This window comes from Shinella sp., assembly GCF_035998705.1.
Classification (GTDB): domain Bacteria; phylum Pseudomonadota; class Alphaproteobacteria; order Rhizobiales; family Rhizobiaceae; genus Shinella.
In genome coordinates, this window is the sequence record NZ_DASYHH010000008.1 from 120,061 (window position 1) to 138,288 (window position 18,228).

Sequence of the window (18,228 nt, forward strand, 5' to 3'; positions counted from 1 at the left end):
CGGTTTTTTGTAGGGATGGGGTGCGGTCAGCCTCCGCGCCTTGCCCCGATCGTCGATTAACGGAAGAGCGACAGGATGTTCTGCGATTCGCCGTTGGAGATCGAAAGCGCCTGGATGGCCAGCTGCTGCTGGGTCTGGAGCGCCTTGAGGCGGGTCGATTCTTCGTTCATGTCGGCGTCCACGAGGCGGCCGACACCCTTGTCGATCGAGTCGGAAAGCTTCGACAGGAAGTTGTCCTGAAGGTCGATGCGCATGGAGATCGAGCCGAGCGTGCCGGCGGCGTCCGTCATGGCGCTCAGGGCCGATTCGACGTCCGAGAGGGCATCGGCGAGATCAGCGGGGTCGGTCATGGCGCTGATGTCCAGCGTGTAGACCGCGTTGCCGTTGGCGCCGTCCGTGCCGAGGATACCGGCGGACGTGTCGACGTCGGTGCCGTCGTGACCGAACAGCACGTTGCCGGTTGCGCCGGTGTCGAGCGTGTAGGTCGTCGACTTGACGGAGACGCCATCGTCGGCAGCGCGGACGAAGCCGGAAACGACCGTCTTGTCGCCAGCAGCGCCGGCAATCCAGTTTTCGCCGTTGAACGAAGCCGACTCAGCGATGTTGAGCAGCTGTTCCTGAAGCTGGGTGATTTCCTTCTGGACCTTCGTCTTGTCAACGCCTTCTTCGGTGGCGGCGACGATCTTGGCCTTGATCGTCTTCACGACGTCGATGGCGGCGTTCATACCGGCATAGGCGGTATCGACCTTTGCCGCACCCATGCCGAGCGCGTCGGAGACGGCCGAAAGAGCGAGGTTGTCGGAACGCATGGTGGTCGCGATCGACCAGTAAGCAGCGTTGTCCGAAGCGCTGCCAACGCGCATGCCGGACGAAATGCGGCCCTGCGTCGTTTCCATGTCATTGCCGATGGAGCGCAGCGTCTGGAGAGCTGCCATTGCAGACGAATTGGTGAGAATGCTCGACATTCTAGTTGTCCCTTTTTTACAAAATACTGGTGGGGACATACCGGACTGAAAAACTTACCGGTTACGGCGGTTCGGCATCATGCCAACTCGGTTTCTTCAGGGATCTGAAGGGATACCAAACCCGTCGTGTGAGCTCAAACCTCGCAGCCAATCCTTGCCAACTTCTTAAATCGGGCAAGGGGGCGCAACCCACTGAGAAACAGGGTAAATGGCGCGTAAAACGATATGGTTAAGGGGGGCTAACTGAAGGAACGGACCAGGCTGCCGACAAGCAGATTCCAGCCGTCGATCAGCACGAAGAACAGGATCTTGAAGGGCAGCGAAATCGAGGTCGGCGGCAGCATCATCATGCCCATGGCCATGGTGATGGTGGCGACGATCATGTCGATGACGAGGAAGGGCAGCACGACCAGGAAGCCGATTTCGAAACCGCGGCGGATTTCCGAAATCATGAAGGCCGGGATGACGACGCGCAGGTCCGCGATGTTGTTCTGGACGACCGTCTGGCCACGCTCCTCGGCAAGCGAGATGAAGAGCTCGAGGTCCTTGTCGCGGGTATTGGCGACCATGAATTCGCGGAAGGGTTCGGCGATGCGGCGCATCGCTTCGGTCTCGTCGATCTGGTTGGCGATCATCGGCTCGACGCCGTTCTGCCAGGCACGGTCGAAGGTCGGCGCCATGACGTAGAAGGTCATGAACAGCGCAAGCGACACGAGGATCATGTTGGACGGCGTGGTGGCAAGCCCCATGCCGGAGCGCAGGATCGAAAACGCGATGACGAAGCGCGGAAAGCTCGTCACCATGATGAGAATGCCGGGGGCGACCGAAAGGACGGTCAAAAGCCCGAAGGTGCGGATGATCCAGGAGGCGACCGAGCCATCGATGGGCGCATTGAGGAGATCGCCCGGCAGCTGCAACTGCTGCTGGGCGTAGGCCGCACCGGTCATCGCCATCATGGCGACAAAGGTCAGAAGGGCTCGAATCATTCGATCACAAAACTTCGGAACATGACGTTGGTTACGCGCCCTTCGGAGCGAAGGTCAACCCGCTCCTGAAGGTCTTCCCGGAGATATTGAAAACCGCGCGGTCCCTGGACCTGCTGGAGGGAGACCGTGCGCATATAGGCCATGATATCCTGGTGGATTTCTTCGGCGAGAACCACGTCCGGAACGCCCTTGAACATCAGCGCCACTTCGAGGCGCACGCGGTTGTCGGAGGGATAGGCAAGGTTGCTGGTGATCGGGTCGAGCAGGACGACGCCGTTCGCCGGGGTGGAGATATGCGGCACGGCCTCTGCCGCGTCACCCTCCGCGCCGCCCTTGGCCTCGCCTCCCGCCTTGGCCACCTCTTCCGCCGGCTTTTCGGCGGGCGGCGGGGCCAGCATGGTACCGACGAGCCAGCCGCCGCCGAGTGCCAGTACCGTCAGCACCGCGATTGCCGCGATGGTGATGACCAGCGAGGGCTTCTTCTTCTCCTCGACGACTTCCGCTTCGTCCGCCATGCTTTTCTTTCCGGTTCTCTAGGGTCTTGCCAGCGTCAGATCGGCGAGAGCAGGTCGACGGCCTGCTGGCCCCATGGCGGCTGCTGCACTTCGGTCAGGCGGCCGCGGCCGCCATAGGAGATGCGGGCTTCGGCAATGCGCTCGTAAGCGATCTGGTTGTCGGAATCGACGTCCTGCGGGCGCACGATGCCGGCGACGTTCAGGATGCGCAGTTCGTGGTTGACGCGCACTTCCTGCGAACCGCTGATCAAGAGGTTGCCGTTCTCGATCACCCCCGTCACGACGGCGGCGACGAGCAGGTTCAGCTTTTCCGAACGCTCCGTGGTGCCGTCGCCCTTGGTGCTGGTCGACGAGCCGTAGTTCAGGTCTGCTTTCGTATCGGCCTTGAAATTGTTGCCCGAGCCGCCGAAACCGAAATTCATGCCGCTCTTGTTGGTGCGCGAGCGGTCGGTCTTGTTGTCGAAGGAGGCGCGGTCGTTGACGCGGATGTTGACGGTCAGGATGTCGCCGATCTTGAAGGCGCGCGAATCCTTGAAGAGCGCCGACTGCTGATCGCTCCAGATCGAATAACCGGACACCGCCGTGCGCGGCTGCTTCGGATACATGGCGAGCTGCGGGGTTTCCGCGTAGTTCAGCCCGCTGCCGATCGGGCTCATCGCCGGCGCCTTCCCGATCTCGTTGAGGGCCTGGCTGGAGCAGCTCGACAAAGCCAGCGCGACGGCGAGTGCTGAGGCGGTCTTCTTCATGACGGGTCCTTTGACGTGTTCGGGTCGCCCGCAATCGCGATGAGGCGGGTGAGAAGTGCTGCCTTGTCGGCCGGCATTTCGGCCAGGATGGTGCTCGACTGGCGCGGCGGCAGCTTCATGATGATCGCCGAGGCGATTTCCGGGTTGATCTCGGCGAGCTGCCCGGCAGCCGCATCCGGCTTCATCTTGCGGTAGATCTCGACAAGGCCGCCCTCGGCCATCTTGAGGAAGTCGTTGCGGCGTTTCAGCCAGTCCTCATATTCCGCCCGCCGGGCTTCCAGCGTCTTGATACGCTCGTCGACGTCCTTCTGAAGGTTTTCCAGTTCCTGCTTCTGGAGGAGGTAGCGCTGGTCGCGCGCCGCATCCGCGATGTTGGTGCAGAATTCGCGGATCTCGTCGGCGGTCGCCTTGGTCGTCATGATGACCGGGCGTTCCTCGGCAAAGGCGCCGGGAATGGCCATCAGCACGAAGCCCGCCATCGGCAGTGCCAGTTTGCGCGCCAGCGTCTTCACGGCGGTGAGGGTCGATACGGTGGTCATTGCAACACCAGTTCTGCCTGGAGGGCGCCTGCGGTCTTGATGCTCTGGAGGATCGAGATGATGCCGTCCGGCTTGACGCCGATGCTGTTCAGCCCGGAGACAAGCGAGCGCAGGCTCGAGCCGTCGAGCAGCGCGACCGTGCCGCCGTCCTGCTGGACGAGGATATCCGTGTTCGGCTCGACCGCCGTCTCGCCCCTGGAGAAGGGTTCCGGCTGCACGACCTTGGGCATCTCGTTGATCTGCACTGTCAGCGTGCCGTAGCTGACGGCAACGGGCGAGATGCGCACGTCCTGGCCGATGACGATCGTTCCCGTGCGTTCGTTGACGACGACGCGGGCCGGCGCGTCCGTCTCGACGACGAGGTTCTCGATATCGGCCATCAGGCGCGCGAGGTCGGCCATCTTCGGCTTGGCGATGTAGACCGACTGCGAATCGCGCGATTCGGCGATCGGTGCGCCATATTGCGCGGCCGCATAACGGTTGATGGCGTCAGCCATGCCGACGGCGGTGGAAAAGTCGGGGTTGCGCAATTGAAGTACGAGATCGGACGAATCCTTGAAGCGCGAGGGCAGCTCGCGTTCGATGATCGCGCCGTTCGGCACGCGGCCGGCGGTGGTGACACCCTGCTGAACGGTCGCGGCTTCGCCGCCGGCGCTGATGCCGGTAACGACGATCGAGCCTTGCGCGACTGCGTAGATCTGGCCATCAGCGCCCGAGAGCGAGGTCATGACCAGCGTGCCGCCGCGCAGCGACGAGGCATCGCCGAGCGAGCCGACGGTCACGTCGATGCGGCTGCCGGGGCTGGCGAAGGGCGGTAGCGTCGCAGTGACGAGCACGGCTGCGATGTTTTTCGCCCGCGTCTGCGTGCCGACCATCGAGATGCCGAGGTTCTGCAGCATGGCCCGCATGGACTGTTCGGTAAACGGCGACGAACGCATGCTGTCGCCGGTGCCCTGGAGACCGACGACGAGGCCGTAGCCGATAAGCTGGTTGTCGCGGCCGGCCTGGAGCGACGCGATGTCCTTGATGCGGGCCGCCGACAGCGCCGGGCCTGCCGCGAGCAGCAGGCAGGCGATCATGGCAAGGGCATGGGAGAAGAGGTTACGCATCATTTCGCCACCACATGCACGGTTCCGTCCGCCATCACCGTGCCGGAGACGGTCACGCCCGAATCCTTGTTGCGGATGCGGATCAGTTCGCCGGCAGCGCCATCCTGCAAGGGTGTGCCGGAGGCCCGGATGACCAGCGATCCGTTGTCGAAGACCATCTGCACGGTCGTGCCGCGCGACACCAGGAAGGGTTCGCGCAGCGCCGAGACGAGGATGACGCGACCCGGCAGCAACGTGCGCTTGGTCACCAGCCCACTGACCTCGTCGACATTCTGGGCAAAGCCCTTGACGATGTTCGGGTTGGTGACCTCGACCACCTCGAGCTGTCCCGCCTGGATCTCCTCGCCGGGATAGATGATGCGCTTGGGCACGACCGCGGTGCGCGTGTCGGCAAGGGCCGCGTCCGTCACGAGAAGACCGAGGAGCGCTGCGGGCGCGACGAGGGCCGCGCGCCACCGGACCGACCGGGTCTTTTCTTTCCGAAGAGCTGCTATCAGGCGAAACATCATGTTCCCCGCATGTCCGGTTGTTATCTCAGGTTCTTGCTGACCACGGCCGCCATTTCGTCCGCCGCCTGGATGATCTTGGAATTCATCTCATAGGCGCGCTGGGCGGAGATCAGGTCGGTGATTTCCTTGACCGGATCGACGTTCGAGGCTTCGAGGTAGTTCTGCTGGATATAGGCGAAGCCCGCTTCGTCCGGGGCGCCGACATTGGCCGGGCCGGAGGCGGCGGTTTCGCGGAAGAGGTTTTCGCCGAGCGGTTCGAGGCCGGCCTCGTTGACGAAATTCGCCAGCGTGATCTGGCCGAGGTCCTGCTGGTCACCCGCGACGGTCGCATAGACCTGGCCGGACTTGCTGACAGTGACTTCCGTCGCGTCCGCCGGAACGGTGATGCCCGGCACGACCGTGTAGCCGTCCAGCGTGACGAGCTGACCGTCGGCATTGGTGTTGAAGGCGCCGGCGCGGGTATAGAGCGTGGAGCCGTCCGCCGCCTCGATCTGGAACCAGCCGCGGCCGATCAGGGCAAGGTCGAAGGAGTTGCCGGTGCTGGTGAGGCCGCCCTGGAGGTGCAAGTTGCGCACAGCGGCGGTCTTGACCCCGAGGCCGATGATGGCGCCTTCCGGCACCACGGACTGGTTGGCGCGGTTCGGCACGCCGGCGGCGCGCTCCGTCTGGTAGAGAAGATCGGAGAACTCGGCGCGGGCGCGCTTGAAGCCCGTCGTGTTGATGTTCGCGATGTTGTTCGCGATGACTTCGAGATTGGTCTGCTGCGCGTTCATGCCGGTGGCGGCGATGGCAAGGGCTTTCATGTCCGGTCCTCAGATCTGCATTCTAGCGACTTCGAGATAGGCGGTGACGACCTTGTCGCGGATGGCGATGGCGGTCTGCAGCGACTGCTCGGCGTTCATGACGGCATCGACCACTTCGCGGGTCGAGGCCTTGCCCTGGATGGCTTCGAAGGACTTGGTTTCGCTGAGCTTCAGCGAGTTGGCCGCGTCGCTCGCCATGTCGCCCATCACCTGGGCGAAGCTCATTCCGGTTGCGGTTCCCTGCGCTGCGGCAGCGGAAACGGGGTTCGACGTTTCCGTCACGCCCGAAAGGGGATTGGCGGAGAAGAGCGAATTGACGCCCTTGATGCTCTCGATCATTGCGATGCCCTCAGGAGGTCGATGGTCGCGCTGATCAGGTCGCGCGATTGTTTGATGCTCTGCAGGTTGGCTTCATAGGAGCGGTTGGCTTCCCGCATGTCGGCCATTTCGACCAGCATGTTGACGTTCGGCATCTTGACGATGCCCTGTTCATTGGCCGCCGGGTTGCCGGGGTCGTATTCGGTCGAGAACTCACCTTCATCGAAGCCTAGGCGTTCGACCTCGACGAGGGCCGCGCCGGTTGCCCGGTCGAGCTCGGCCGCGAAGGTCACGGTCTTGCGGCGGAAGGGGTCGGCACCCGGGGTATCGCCCGTGGAGCGGGCGTTGGCGAGGTTTTCCGAAACGATACGAATGCGGGTGGATTGCGCCTCAAGTCCCGAGGCCGCGACTTTCAGCGAAGCTATGAGCGGATCCATTTTTTACCTTCTGACTGTCATCAGCATCATGCGATGAAAGGCCTTGACGAGGCCGGCATTCAACTCGAAATCACGCTTGACCTGGCCCTCCTTCATGAGTTCCTCGGCAAGGCCGACCGTGTTGCCGGACTCCTGCACGCCGATCTCTTCGGTGGGCTTGGTGTCGATGACGCGGCTTGCCATTTCGGTTTCGGTGAAATGGCCCGGCTGCGTTGCCGCCATGCGGATGCCCGTGGTTTCGAGCACCGACTGGAAGGGGGTCACGTCCTTCGCCTTGAAGGCGGGCGTGTTCGCGTTGGCGATGTTGCCTGCAACCACGCTCTGGCGGACAGAAAGCCATTCGGCTTGTTTCGATGCCAGTTCAAACAGTTGTATCGGTTGCATGACAAGCTCCATCCTTGTTCGAGGCGAACCTACGGAGCCAATCTTGCGTGGGACTTGCACCGGGTGAACTTCACCGCCAAGTCCCTGAATTCCTGGGAAAATAAAGTGCTCAAGCTGCTCTTGCCACAGCGAGCGGGCGGCCGGCATCCATCGACGGACGGGCCGAATCGAAGGCGGGCGAAGGCCCGCCGTCGCGTCAGTTGCGTTTGACGATGTCGCCGTTCGAGGTGACGATGACCCAGGCGCCGTCGCGCTGTTCCAGCGTCGCCAGGCGGCTGTTGTCCGGCAGGATCGAGCCGACGCGCACGATGTACATGCCGCTCGCATCCTCGATCAGCGCCCGGCCGTTCGCCACATGCATCAGCCGGAAGCCGGACGAGACCGGCAGCGGCTGGTCAAGGCCGGTTTCCACCGGCATGCCAAGTGTCGTCTTGTCCTTTTCACCGCCGCCAGCGGTGGTCGCGGTCGAGACGGGATCGAGGCTTTCCAGGTTCGGATCGTCGTCGTTATCGACCATCGCGGCAGGCGAGACACTCATCACTTCCTTGGGCTTCGTTTTTGGAAGGTCGCGGGTATTGCCTTCCCAAAGGGCGGGAACCGAAAACTGATCCGGGTTGAGGAAAACGTACCACGGAAAGAAAGCGGCCATGGCGGCCAGCAGCACGCCGGTGCCCACCAGCATCTTGTCGCCGGTGCTATAACGCCCCTTCGTCACGCGCTTGATCGGCGGCACGCTCTGGTCCGCATCGAAATCGGTCACTGTCATCCCCTTCTCGTTGCCGGCGCGCCGCCTTGTCCGGCCGCATTCTTCAGCGCGACCGCAAGGTCAGAGAACGCGTCACCGGCGGGCTTTTCGCCCGGCGTCTGTTTCAAAACCTCGTAGATGATCGGCACCTGCTTGATCGCCATGTCGAGATCCGCATCGGCACCCGGGCGATAACCGCCGATGAGGCGCAGGTCCCGCGTCTCCTCGAACCGGTGGATCAGTGCCTTCAGTCGCGACACCAGCTTCTCCTGGTCCGGCGTCCAGGCCTTGCGGGCGAGACGCGAGATGGAGGCGAGCGGGTTGATCGGCGGGTAGCGGCCCTCTTCGGCGAGGCTGCGCTCAAGCACGATATGGCCGTCGAGAATACCGCGCGTCGAGTCAGCGATCGGGTCGTTGTGATTGTCGCCGTCGACGAGGATCGAGATGATCGCGGTGATCGTGCCCGCACCCTCGGCGCCCGGCCCGGCGCGCTCCAGCAGGCGCGGCAGCTCGGTGAAGACGGAGGCAGGGTAGCCGCGGGCGATCGGCGGCTCGCCGGAGGCGGTCGCCACTTCGCGGATCGCATGCGCGAAGCGTGTGACGCTGTCGATGATCAGCAGCACGTTGTCGCCCTGGTCGCGGTAATGTTCGGCGATGGTTACGGCGGTCAGCGGCGCCATCTTGCGCAGCATCGGGCTTTCATCGCTGGTCGCGACGACCGCGACCGATTTCGCGAGATTGTCGCCAAGCGTATCTTCAATGAATTCACGCACTTCACGGCCACGTTCGCCGACCAGCGCGATGACGACCTTGTCAAAAGCGTCCGCGCGGGCGAGCATCGATAGAAGCGTCGACTTACCGACGCCGGAGCCCGCGAAGATGCCGAGGCGCTGGCCGAGGCAGAGCGGCGCGAAGATATCGATCGCGCGCACGCCGGTATGAAACCCTTTTTCGACGCGCTTGCGGGTCATCGAGGGCGGGGCGGAATTGGAGATCGAGCGGCGCACGTCGCCTTGCACCAGCGGGCCGAGCCCGTCGATCGGCTCGCCAAGCGCATTGATCGTGCGACCGCACCACGAGGAGGCCGGTGCGACGCGGAAGGCGCCCTTGCGGATGACCGTGTCGTGGATGCCGATCGGCTCGCCCGGCTCGATCGGGCAGACGACGACCGTTTCCGGCTCGACGCGCACGACTTCGCCGAGATGAATGCCGGTCGGGCTGCGATGCGCGACGAATTCTCCAAGGCGCACATGGCGCGACAGGCCGCTCACCGTATAGTTGCCGGACGCGATCGTCTGGACATGGCCGCCATGCACGACGGAAAATTCCGGCGAAGAATAGCGCCGCACCAGGCCCGCCATCGCGCTCAGCATGCGGCCGCCGTCGGGGATACGGGTGTCGCTGGTCGTCCTCTTCTCTGCCGCCATGATCGTTTACCGGTTTCCGCCGAAGGTGCGGATGGCTTCCTTCAGCGATTCCTCGCTGTCGCGCATCAGCGACGCGATGCTTTCGAAGGCGCGTGTGACCTGGATCAGCTGCGTCATCTCGCCGATGGCGTTGACGTTGGATTCCTCGACATAACCCTGCACCACGCCGGCATCCATGCGGTCGACGACCGGCTGGGGCGAAATGGTGGTGATGATGCCGCTGTTGCCGGCGCGCACGAAGCCGCCGGAGAGGTTAGCATCGAACAGGCCGAGGGCTGCGACGGGCTGGCCGTTCTGGTTGAGCTGGCCGTCGGCGCTGAGCAGGATCGGCCCGTTGGCGAGATCGAGCTGGATCGGCCCGCCGCCGGCATCGAGCACCGCGTAACCGTTGAGCGTCACCAGTTCGCCGGCATCGGTCACCGTGAAGCGGCCGTCGCGGGTGAGCGTCGGGCCGGAGGGCGTCTCGACCTGGAACCAGGCGTCGCCCTTGATGGCGAAATCGAGCGTGCCACCGGTCTCGGTCATGCCGCCGCTACGGGTGGACAGGAATTCGTTGCCCTGCGACACGAAGGCGACATCGGCGACCTTCTGGTCGCTGACGACCTGGTTGAATTTCACTTCCGTCGCGCGAAAGCCAACCGTCGTCGAATTCGCGACGTTGTCGGCCAGCGTCGTCAGGCGGCGATCAAGTGCAATCTGGGACGAAAGAGATACATAAAGTCCGCTCTGCATGATCAGCGACCTCCGAGTTTCAAATTGTTGATGGAAATGAGCAGGTCCGTCGAAATGCCGGTGAGGCTCGACGACTGGAAGACGGTCAAGGGATCGTAGCTGCCGGACGGATTTTCCAGCTCCCACATGGCGGTAAAGCGTTCGAGGAACTTGCCGACCTTGCTGGTGTCCTTGAAGTCTTCGAGGTTGAGGACGTCTTCATAGTAGGCGGCCTGCCGGTCGATATCGGTCGCGACGAATTCCGCCGGCAGCTGGAGCGCGGTGCGCACCACTTGCGCCAGCGCATCGTCGGCGATGATGGAATAGCCGGACGTGATGGAGGAGGCCATGCGTTCGAAATAGAGCGCCAGACGCACGCCCGCATTGTCCTCGCCGGCGCTGACTTCCAGCGTCTGGCGGGCATATTTGTCGACGACGCCCTTCTGGGCGCGCTCGAAGCCGGTGGCGAACTCGCCGTGTTTGGCGAAGTTCAGCGATTCGGACAGTTCCTTGTAGCGGGTGTCGCTGAGCTGGTTGGCGAAGGCGGCCTCGTCCTCGGTGCCTTCCGTCAGCACCTTGCGCATGAAGGCCTTGGCGTAGGCCATGTCCTCCAGGCCGTGGGCCTTCATCGCGTAGTTATAAAGCCTGCTGTCGGCGAAGAACTCGTCGATCGACTTTATGCTGCCGATCTTGGAGAGGTAATATTCCGTCTCGCGCTTGACGTCCGGCTGCTCCGACACGCGCGTCAGCGACGTCTGGAGGTCCGCGGTAATCAACTTGTAGCTCGTATAGGTGGTCGTCACGATTGGCCGCCGATCAAGGTGCAAGAAGGCACGATTGCCCGTTATGAGCCATGATCCTGCGGGTTTTTGCTTGCGCGAACCTGATCCGTAAACCTGCCGTTAGGTACAGCCTCACGCAAGGCTGGAACCGTATCTCCAGACGGGTCAGAATTGTGTCGGGACACCTGCGCTCATGAACATCATCATCGGTCTAATCGTTACCTTCGGCTGCGTCCTTGGCGGCTACATGGCCATGGGCGGGCACCTGGAGGTGCTCAACCAGCCCTTCGAGCTCCTGATCATCGGCGGTGCCGGGATCGGCGGCTTCATCGTCGCGAACACGATGAAGGTGATCAAGGAAACGGGTAAGGCACTCGGCGAGGCCTTCAAACACAAGGTCCCCAAGGAGCGCCACTATCTCGATACGCTCGGCGTGCTCTACAGCCTGATGCGGGACCTGCGCACGAAATCGCGCAACGAGATCGAAGCCCATATCGACAACCCGGCTGAATCGACGATCTTCCAGTCGGCGCCCACGGTTCTTGCCAACAAGGAACTGACCGCCTTCATCTGCGACTATGTGCGCCTCATCATCATCGGCAATGCCCGCTCCCACGAGATCGAAGCGCTGATGGACGAGGAGATCCAGACGATCACCCGCGACAAGATGAAGCCCTACAACGCGCTCAACACGATGGGCGACGCCTTCCCCGCCATCGGCATCGTCGCCGCCGTTCTCGGCGTCATCAAGGCCATGGGCGCCATCAACGAGAGCCCGGAAATCCTCGGCGGCAAGATCGCCGCCGCCCTCGTCGGCACGCTGCTCGGCGTGTTCCTGTCCTATTCCATCGTCACGCCCATCACCACCAACATCAAGGTCGTGCGCGAAAAGCAGAACCGCCTCTACATCATCGTGAAGCAGACGCTGCTCGCCTACATGAACGGCTCCGTGCCGCAGGTGGCGCTGGAATACGGCCGCAAGACCATCTCCTCCTACGAGCGCCCGTCGATCGACGCGGTGGAGCAGGAAATGATGAACCCCGGCGGCGGTTCGAAGGCGGCCTAAGAGATGAGAGAAGCGAGCGTGAGCGAAACCCCGACCCTAGACCCGATCGTGCTGGCCCGCCTCACCGGCCGGCTCGGCGACCAGGCAACGATCTCCAAGCTCTGCGCCAGTCTCGGCGACGTCTTCGCCGAGTTCCTGCCGGACATGCTGGAGAGCGAGCTCGGTTTCGAGGTTGCGGTCTCCTATGCGGGTTTCGAGACGGGCAGATACGGTCCGCTGGTCGAAGGCCTCGGCGGCGCCATGGCGTTCTGCGACGCGTCGCTGCGCGACTGGTGCGATCGCTTCACGCTGATCTGCGACAGCCCGATGATCATAACGCTCGTCGAGAACATGCTGGGCGCCGTCAGCGATTCGATCGAGGATCCCGAGCCGCGCCCGCTCTCCAAGATCGAGCTCGACCTAGCCGCCATGATGTTCGACCGGATCTCCGGCGTGGTGAAGACCGCCGTCAACGGCGCGAACGGCTTCGAGCCCTTTCTCGGCCCGGCGCACAATGCGGAAACCCGCAAGGCGGCCGACGACGGCTCGGACGACACGTTCGTCGCCATGGTCAACATGGCCGTCGGCATCGGGCCGGTGCTCTCGACCTTCCATATCGTCGTGCCGCAGAGCGTTTTGCTGAAATCCACCATCACCGCGCCGAAACCGGCGAATGTGGCGAAGACCCGCGTCGAATGGAGCGACCAGCTCGGCGAGCAGGTCCGCCGCTCCAAGGTGACGCTGGAGGCGCGCATCCGACTGGAAGCCCAGACGCTCGACACGATCAGCCGGTTGCAGGCGGGCGACATCATCCCGTTCAACGAGACGGGCGACGTTCGCGTCGAAGTGGCCGCCAACGGTCGCAACCTCTATGTCTGCGAGTTCGGCCGCTCCGGCGCCCGCTACACGGTTCGCGTCAAGGATACCTACGGCTCGGAGGAAGACCTTCTCCAGCACATCATCGGATAGTTTAGGCATGAAGCCTGACGAGTGGCACGCCTCAGGCAAGTTTCGAATGGAATAGTGGTCTTATGGCACCGAAGAAAACACCCATCGCTGACGACATGACGTCTTCCCTCAACGCGGGCGACCAGGAACTGGAGCAGGCGATCGACGACCTGCGCGGCGTTCTTCAGAAGGATTCGGCCGGCGCGTTCGGCGCCGACCTGCCGGCGACAATCGACAATGACCCGCTTGCCGCCTTCGGCGGCGATTTCGGCAGCTCGGACTTCGGCGGCGGCGCGGCCACGTCGGATTTCGGTGGCGGCGCCAGCTTCGGCGGCACCGATTTCGGGGGCGGCACCGATTTTGGCGCCGATCTCGGCGAAGCGGCCCGGCCGGGCAGCGCGCTCACGTCCAATATGGACCTCATCATGGACATCCCGATCGATCTTCAGATCGTTCTGGGCTCGTCGCAGATGCAGGTCTCGAGCCTCATGAACCTCTCGGAGGGCGCCACGATCGCGCTCGACCGCCGCATCGGCGAGCCCGTCGAGGTCATGGTCAACGGCCGTGTCATCGGCCGCGGCGAAATTACCGTTCTTGAAAATGACGACACCCGCTTCGGGGTCAAGCTCATCGAAGTGAAGAGTACACGCAAGGTCTGATACCGGTTCAGGTCTCAGGGGGATGATCCATGATGGATTTCGAAAATTTCGGCACCTCCACAGCGGTCGGCGCACCGCTATCGCAGGTCGAGAAGGCGGCAGCCGTGCTTCTGGCCATGGGCAAGGGTGTTGCCGGCAAGCTCTTGAAGTATTTTACCCAGAGCGAGCTCCAGGCGATCATCGCCTCCGCGCAGAACCTGCGCGCCATCCCGCCGCATGAATTGCTGGATCTCGTCAACGAGTTCGAGGACCTCTTCACCGAGGGCGCCGGCCTCATGGACAATGCCAAGATGATGGAAGGCATTCTCGAAGAAGGCCTGACGCCGGACGAAGTGGACGGACTGCTCGGCCGCCGCGCCACCTTCCAGGGCTACGAGACGACGATCTGGGACCGTCTGCAGGACGCCGATCCGGTCTTCGTCGCAAAGTTCCTGCTCAACGAGCACCCGCAGACCATCGCCTATATCCTGTCCATGATGCCGTCGGCCTTCGGCGCCAAGGTGCTGCTGGAGATCCCGGAGGATCACCGCGCCGACATCATCAACCGTACCGTCAACCTGAAGGATGCGAGCCCGAAGGCGACCGCCATCGTCGAGGCGCGCGTCATCGAGATGATCAATGCGCTCGACGCGGACCGCAACTCGGTGGGTTCGAACAAGGTCGCCGACCTCATGAACGAACTCGAAAAGTCGCAGGTCGACGAAATGCTCGCCTCGCTCGAAACGGTCTCCACCGAATCGGTCAAAAAGGTCCGCCCGAAGATCTTCCTCTTCGAAGACGTGCTCTACATGCCGCAGAGAAGCCGCGTGTCGCTGTTCAACGACGTCTCCGGCGACATCATCACGGCGGCGCTCCGCGGCTCGACGATGGAACTGCGCGAATCGATCCTCTCCTCGATCGGCGCACGCCAGCGCCGCATGATCGAATCCGATCTCGCTGCCGGCGACCAGGGCGTCAACCCGCGCGAGGTGGCGATCGCACGCCGCTCGATCACGCAGGAAGCCATCCGCCTGGCCGCTGCCGGACAAATCCAGTTGAAGGAGAAGGAACAGGCGCGCGAAGCGGCCTGATCCCGCTTGACACGGTAACGCCACAGGCGGAGCGTAACCCCGGCCCGAATCTCCTGAAATGGCGGTTCGGGCCGTTTCTTTTAGGGAGCGCGACGTGTCGGACGACGACAAAGACAGCAAAACAGAACTCCCGACCGAGAAGAAGATTCGCGATGCGATGGAGAAGGGCAACACGCCCTTCTCACGCGAAATCACCATCTTCGCCTCGACGCTCGCGATCTATCTCTTCCTCGTCTTCTTCATGCCGGGCGGCATCGCGCGGATGAACGAGACGTTGCGCGACTTCTTCGAGCAGCCGGAGGCCTGGAACCTCAAGACCGGCACCGACGTCATCGCTATCTTCCGCCATCTCGGCTGGGAGGCCGCAGCGCTGCTGACCCCCATTCTCGTCATGATGATGGTCTTCGGCATCGCCTCCTCCGTCTTGCAGAACCTGCCGAGCCCGGTGCTCGAGCGCGTGCGCCCGCAGATTTCCCGCCTCAGCCCGGTGAAAGGCCTCGGGCGCCTGTTCGGCAAGCAGGGCCTCGTCGAGTTCGCCAAGTCGCTGATCAAGATCCTGCTGGTCTCGCTCGTCGTTGCGCTTGCCATGCGCGGCAACTATTTCGCCTCGCTCGACACGATGTTCTCCGAGCCGGCGGCGCTGATCATGATGATCACCGCCGACATCAACAAGGTGCTGCTGATCATCCTCTTCGCCACCGCGCTGATCGCCGGCATCGACTTCGCCTGGACGCGCCATCACTGGTTTTCCGAACTGATGATGACGAAGCAGGAGGTGAAGGAGGAAATGAAGCAGTCGCAGGGCGACCCGATCATCAGGGCCCGCATGCGCTCGATCCAGCGCGACCGCGCCCGCCGGCGCATGATGACGGCCGTTCCGCGCGCCACGCTCGTCATCGCAAATCCGACCCACTTCGCCGTAGCCCTGCGTTACGTGCGCGAAGAAGGCGACGCGCCTGTCATCGTCGCCAAGGGCCAGGACCTCGTGGCGCTGAAGATTCGCGAGATCGCCGAGGAGAATGGAATACCGGTTTTTGAAGACCCGCCGCTCGCACGCTCAATGTTTGCGCAAGTCTCGGTGGATAGTGTCATTCCGCCGGTGTTTTACAAAGCCGTGGCAGAGCTGATTCACCGGGTTTACGCAGCTTCGCCCCAGACCAGACGGGTAAACTAGATCCGATGAGAAAATGCACCTATTCCGCAGAGCGCGAGAAGATTGTTGCTGAAGCAATCTGCCCGGTCGCCACAGAGCTCCGACTGCTCGACGCCGCCGATCTCGTCTCGTTGTTGCGTTTCGAGTGCTACGGTAACCTGGCCGATCTGGTCTCCTCGGCGGCGGAGCTGTATTTCCTGCCCGGCACGGTGAATTTCGGCGCCGGCGGCGACTACAGCCTGGATTGGGGCACCGAGCCGGAAGTGACGCTCGACATGGAGCTGCGCCCGCAGGGTGTCACGGTCTATGCGAAGCTTCTGTTGCAGAAGGACACGGCAGGCGTTGAGGTGACCCATGTCGCCTTCAACAATCCGTCCGCCGATCCGGACGACAACACGGCCTTCCTGCGCAAGAGCCTCCAGGAGGCGCGCTACGTGACATCCGGCGGCACGGCGCCACCGGCTCTGCACGCCCATTAAGGCAAAAGGCTTGTCAGGTAATGTAGCCGAGGCGGATCGCCTTGGCGATCGCCTGGATGCGGTTGACGGCGTCCAGCTTCGTCGTCGCCGTGCCGAGATAGGCGTTCACCGTGTGCACGGAAAGGCCCATCTTTTCGGCGATCGCTTCCGAGATGCAGCCGTCGCCGGCCATCTGGAGGCAGGCGATCTCGCGTTCGCTGAGCGCTTCGGAGGGCGCGAGTTTCTTTTCCTCGCAGGCCAGCATGTCGATCAGCACCTGGCAGCTCTTCATGTGCATGTCGACGATAAGGTCGCTGGACGGCGCGATGAAGGGGCCGGTGAAGACGACATAGCCATTGCCGTGCGCGCCGAGGCGAACGGGGAAGGCCATGCCCGACCAGGCGAGCAGCCGCGGCGGAAGACGCGTCGTGAAGGGTTCGGCGCCCGATTCGGCGAACTGGTTGTCGCCCACCCCTTCCCAGATCAGCGGCAGCATGGACGCTTCGAGATGGGCGAGCATGGCGGGGCCGTAGGCTTCGATCAGCGAACGGGCATTGCCATCGACATCCTGCGCCCAGTTGTGCAGCGAGAGCGTCAGCTTGCGCGCCGACGGCAGGCCGTGGCCACTGAGGCGGAGCACGGCGAAGTGCTCGGCGCCGATGATCGTCTGCATCACCTGGAGACGGGAAACGAAATCGGAGACCCGCACCGCTTTCGGCGGTCGCGCAAACCGGATTTCCGTCTCGATGGCTGCGGGGGCGGAAAGCTGGATGTCCATGATTGCCTCCTCAGACCAGGCTGTTGCGAACGGCCCAGGCAATTGCCTCGGATCGCGTCTTGGTCGCGGTCTTGCGCATCACGCTGGTGATGTAGTTGTTGATCGTGTTGCGCGAAATGCCGAGGATGACGGCGATCTCGTCGCTCGTCTTGCCTTCGGCGATCCAGTAGAGGCACTCGATTTCGCGCTCCGTCAGCTCCATTTCGCGATCCTGCCGGAGGATAGCGCCCTTGCAGCAGACGCTGGCGAAATAGCCGGTCATGACGCCGACATCGCGCAGCTTGCTCTGGGAGAGGATGAAATGCTCCGGGAAGAGCAGCAGCAGCGACATGCGGGCCCGGCCGACATGGAAGGCGATGATGCAATATTCGCGGCTGATGCCCTTCGGCACCGGCATGCCCTCGGCAAGGTGGCTGAAGCAGGGCTTCAGCAGGCCGAGGCACTTGTCGAGCTCGCTCATGCGGGACTGGCTGGCAAGCACGGCGCCGGCAATGCTGCGCACCATGTCGAACGGCCAGTCCGAAGCCACGACGGTCTCGAGCCCCGCTTCGGGCGAGACGTCGTGACGCAAGAGAAGATAGTGGGAGGCGCTGACATAATCGGTCAGGGCCTTGAGACCGGTGGACAGGCCCGCGCGGTCGGCGCAGCGTCCGAGGTGTTTAATCAGAAGCTCACGCGCACTCTTACGCTCACCTGACTCGGCAGAGAATCCATAGGATTCCCAGGCCGTAACATCCGACCGGATCGTTTCCATGATAGCCCCCTGTTCCGAATCCGCACGGTCGTTCCCGCCTCCTTCCTGCCAGAAGTTCGGAACCGTCCGAACTTCTCCCAGTCAGGCCGCATCGACGAGAATCACCAAGCGAATCAGTGACTAAAGTGTACATCGGCTATCGCTAAAAACCACCGCCATCTTCTCGGGATTTACTTTTGCCGGCTTCCGTGAGTCGATTCGAAACGGGTGATTTGCCGGCTTGCGAAGTGACTAATCTCGCCGGCACCCACAGGTAAGATATTGTTAACCATACAATATTCAGCTACCGCAACCGGAGCGCCGCCCGAAAGTGAACGCTAATTCGATTCACGATTGTGAATAAATAATACAAATCACAACCATAGAGGTCATAAACTTTTTGCGAGC

At 62.8% G+C, this 18,228-nt stretch carries 23 protein-coding genes; 6 read left to right on the forward strand and 17 right to left on the reverse strand.

What is annotated here, in order from left to right; translation table 11 throughout:
• Positions 1–56: 56 nt before the first annotated feature.
• From VGN93_RS03505 to VGN93_RS03575, 15 genes are all read right to left on the reverse strand, one after another.
• Positions 57–965 carry a flagellin gene (locus VGN93_RS03505; protein ID WP_327506357.1) on the reverse strand — a complete coding sequence of 303 codons (909 nt, stop codon included), beginning with the start codon at positions 963–965 and terminating at the stop codon, positions 57–59.
• A 239-nt stretch (positions 966–1,204) separates the two neighbouring features.
• On the reverse strand, positions 1,205–1,951 hold the full coding sequence (gene fliP / locus VGN93_RS03510) for a flagellar type III secretion system pore protein FliP (protein ID WP_256120736.1): 747 nt from the start codon (positions 1,949–1,951) through the stop codon (positions 1,205–1,207).
• The gene (locus VGN93_RS03515) at positions 1,948–2,466 is read right to left on the reverse strand and encodes a flagellar basal body-associated FliL family protein (protein ID WP_327506358.1); all 519 of its coding nucleotides are present in this window, start codon (positions 2,464–2,466) and stop codon (positions 1,948–1,950) included. Before VGN93_RS03515 ends, fliP begins: the two co-directional genes overlap by 4 nt.
• 35 nt (positions 2,467–2,501) lie before the next feature.
• Positions 2,502–3,212, reverse strand: coding sequence for a flagellar basal body L-ring protein FlgH (gene flgH, locus VGN93_RS03520; RefSeq protein WP_319318401.1), 711 nt, complete (start codon positions 3,210–3,212; stop codon positions 2,502–2,504).
• Complete coding sequence (locus tag VGN93_RS03525) at positions 3,209–3,751, reverse strand: MotE family protein (protein ID WP_319318398.1); 543 nt, start codon at positions 3,749–3,751, stop codon at positions 3,209–3,211. Before VGN93_RS03525 ends, flgH begins: the two co-directional genes overlap by 4 nt.
• Positions 3,748–4,830 (reverse strand): flagellar basal body P-ring protein FlgI, encoded by a 1,083-nt coding sequence (locus VGN93_RS03530; protein ID WP_327506831.1) that lies wholly within the window; start codon positions 4,828–4,830, stop codon positions 3,748–3,750. The genes VGN93_RS03525 and VGN93_RS03530 overlap by 4 nt, the downstream gene beginning before the upstream one ends.
• 29 nt (positions 4,831–4,859) lie before the next feature.
• Positions 4,860–5,369, reverse strand: a complete 510-nt coding sequence (gene flgA / locus VGN93_RS03535) for a flagellar basal body P-ring formation chaperone FlgA (RefSeq protein WP_319318395.1) — start codon at positions 5,367–5,369, stop codon at positions 4,860–4,862.
• Positions 5,370–5,389: 20 nt separating this feature from the next.
• Positions 5,390–6,172, reverse strand: a complete 783-nt coding sequence (gene flgG, locus VGN93_RS03540; RefSeq protein ID WP_319318392.1) for a flagellar basal-body rod protein FlgG — start codon at positions 6,170–6,172, stop codon at positions 5,390–5,392.
• Positions 6,173–6,181: 9 nt separating this feature from the next.
• Positions 6,182–6,511 (reverse strand): flagellar hook-basal body complex protein FliE, encoded by a 330-nt coding sequence (locus VGN93_RS03545; protein WP_319318389.1) that lies wholly within the window; start codon positions 6,509–6,511, stop codon positions 6,182–6,184.
• Complete coding sequence (flgC, locus tag VGN93_RS03550) at positions 6,508–6,927, reverse strand: flagellar basal body rod protein FlgC (RefSeq protein ID WP_319318386.1); 420 nt, start codon at positions 6,925–6,927, stop codon at positions 6,508–6,510. The genes VGN93_RS03545 and flgC overlap by 4 nt, the downstream gene beginning before the upstream one ends.
• A gap of 3 nt (positions 6,928–6,930) precedes the next feature.
• Positions 6,931–7,311, reverse strand: coding sequence for a flagellar basal body rod protein FlgB (gene flgB, locus VGN93_RS03555; RefSeq protein ID WP_256120744.1), 381 nt, complete (start codon positions 7,309–7,311; stop codon positions 6,931–6,933).
• 196 nt (positions 7,312–7,507) lie between these two features.
• On the reverse strand, positions 7,508–8,077 hold the full coding sequence (locus tag VGN93_RS03560; protein ID WP_327506359.1) for a flagellar protein: 570 nt from the start codon (positions 8,075–8,077) through the stop codon (positions 7,508–7,510).
• Complete coding sequence (gene fliI / locus VGN93_RS03565; protein WP_327506360.1) at positions 8,074–9,483, reverse strand: flagellar protein export ATPase FliI; 1,410 nt, start codon at positions 9,481–9,483, stop codon at positions 8,074–8,076. Before fliI ends, VGN93_RS03560 begins: the two co-directional genes overlap by 4 nt.
• 6 nt (positions 9,484–9,489) lie before the next feature.
• Positions 9,490–10,215 (reverse strand): flagellar basal-body rod protein FlgF, encoded by a 726-nt coding sequence (gene flgF, locus VGN93_RS03570; protein WP_327506361.1) that lies wholly within the window; start codon positions 10,213–10,215, stop codon positions 9,490–9,492.
• Between the two features lie 2 nt (positions 10,216–10,217).
• Complete coding sequence (locus VGN93_RS03575; protein ID WP_327506362.1) at positions 10,218–10,997, reverse strand: DUF1217 domain-containing protein; 780 nt, start codon at positions 10,995–10,997, stop codon at positions 10,218–10,220.
• Between the two features lie 172 nt (positions 10,998–11,169).
• On the opposite strand from VGN93_RS03575, the gene motA reads away from it, so the two are divergent.
• The 6 genes from motA (at position 11,170) to VGN93_RS03605 (ending at position 16,330) form a co-directional block, all read left to right on the forward strand.
• Positions 11,170–12,042 carry a flagellar motor stator protein MotA gene (gene motA / locus VGN93_RS03580; RefSeq protein ID WP_319318373.1) on the forward strand — a complete coding sequence of 291 codons (873 nt, stop codon included), beginning with the start codon at positions 11,170–11,172 and terminating at the stop codon, positions 12,040–12,042.
• A gap of 3 nt (positions 12,043–12,045) precedes the next feature.
• Complete coding sequence (locus tag VGN93_RS03585) at positions 12,046–12,990, forward strand: FliM/FliN family flagellar motor switch protein (protein ID WP_414714002.1); 945 nt, start codon at positions 12,046–12,048, stop codon at positions 12,988–12,990.
• 62 nt (positions 12,991–13,052) lie between these two features.
• A complete protein-coding gene (gene fliN / locus VGN93_RS03590; protein ID WP_327506364.1) occupies positions 13,053–13,628 on the forward strand; it encodes a flagellar motor switch protein FliN in 576 nt (191 codons plus the stop codon).
• A 29-nt stretch (positions 13,629–13,657) separates the two neighbouring features.
• Positions 13,658–14,698 (forward strand): flagellar motor switch protein FliG, encoded by a 1,041-nt coding sequence (fliG, locus tag VGN93_RS03595; RefSeq protein WP_319318366.1) that lies wholly within the window; start codon positions 13,658–13,660, stop codon positions 14,696–14,698.
• A 58-nt stretch (positions 14,699–14,756) separates the two neighbouring features.
• The gene (gene flhB, locus VGN93_RS03600; RefSeq protein ID WP_319318365.1) at positions 14,757–15,872 is read left to right on the forward strand and encodes a flagellar biosynthesis protein FlhB; all 1,116 of its coding nucleotides are present in this window, start codon (positions 14,757–14,759) and stop codon (positions 15,870–15,872) included.
• Positions 15,873–15,877: 5 nt separating this feature from the next.
• Complete coding sequence (locus VGN93_RS03605; protein ID WP_319318363.1) at positions 15,878–16,330, forward strand: hypothetical protein; 453 nt, start codon at positions 15,878–15,880, stop codon at positions 16,328–16,330.
• A 13-nt stretch (positions 16,331–16,343) separates the two neighbouring features.
• Here VGN93_RS03605 and visR read toward each other — a convergent pair whose 3' ends face one another.
• Together visR and visN are read right to left on the reverse strand one after the other, a co-directional pair.
• Entirely contained in the window at positions 16,344–17,087 is a 744-nt protein-coding gene (gene visR, locus VGN93_RS03610) for a transcriptional regulator VisR (protein WP_319318361.1), read from the reverse strand.
• Between the two features lie 10 nt (positions 17,088–17,097).
• Positions 17,098–17,841, reverse strand: a complete 744-nt coding sequence (gene visN / locus VGN93_RS03615) for a transcriptional regulator VisN (protein ID WP_327506366.1) — start codon at positions 17,839–17,841, stop codon at positions 17,098–17,100.
• Positions 17,842–18,228: the final 387 nt, after the last annotated feature.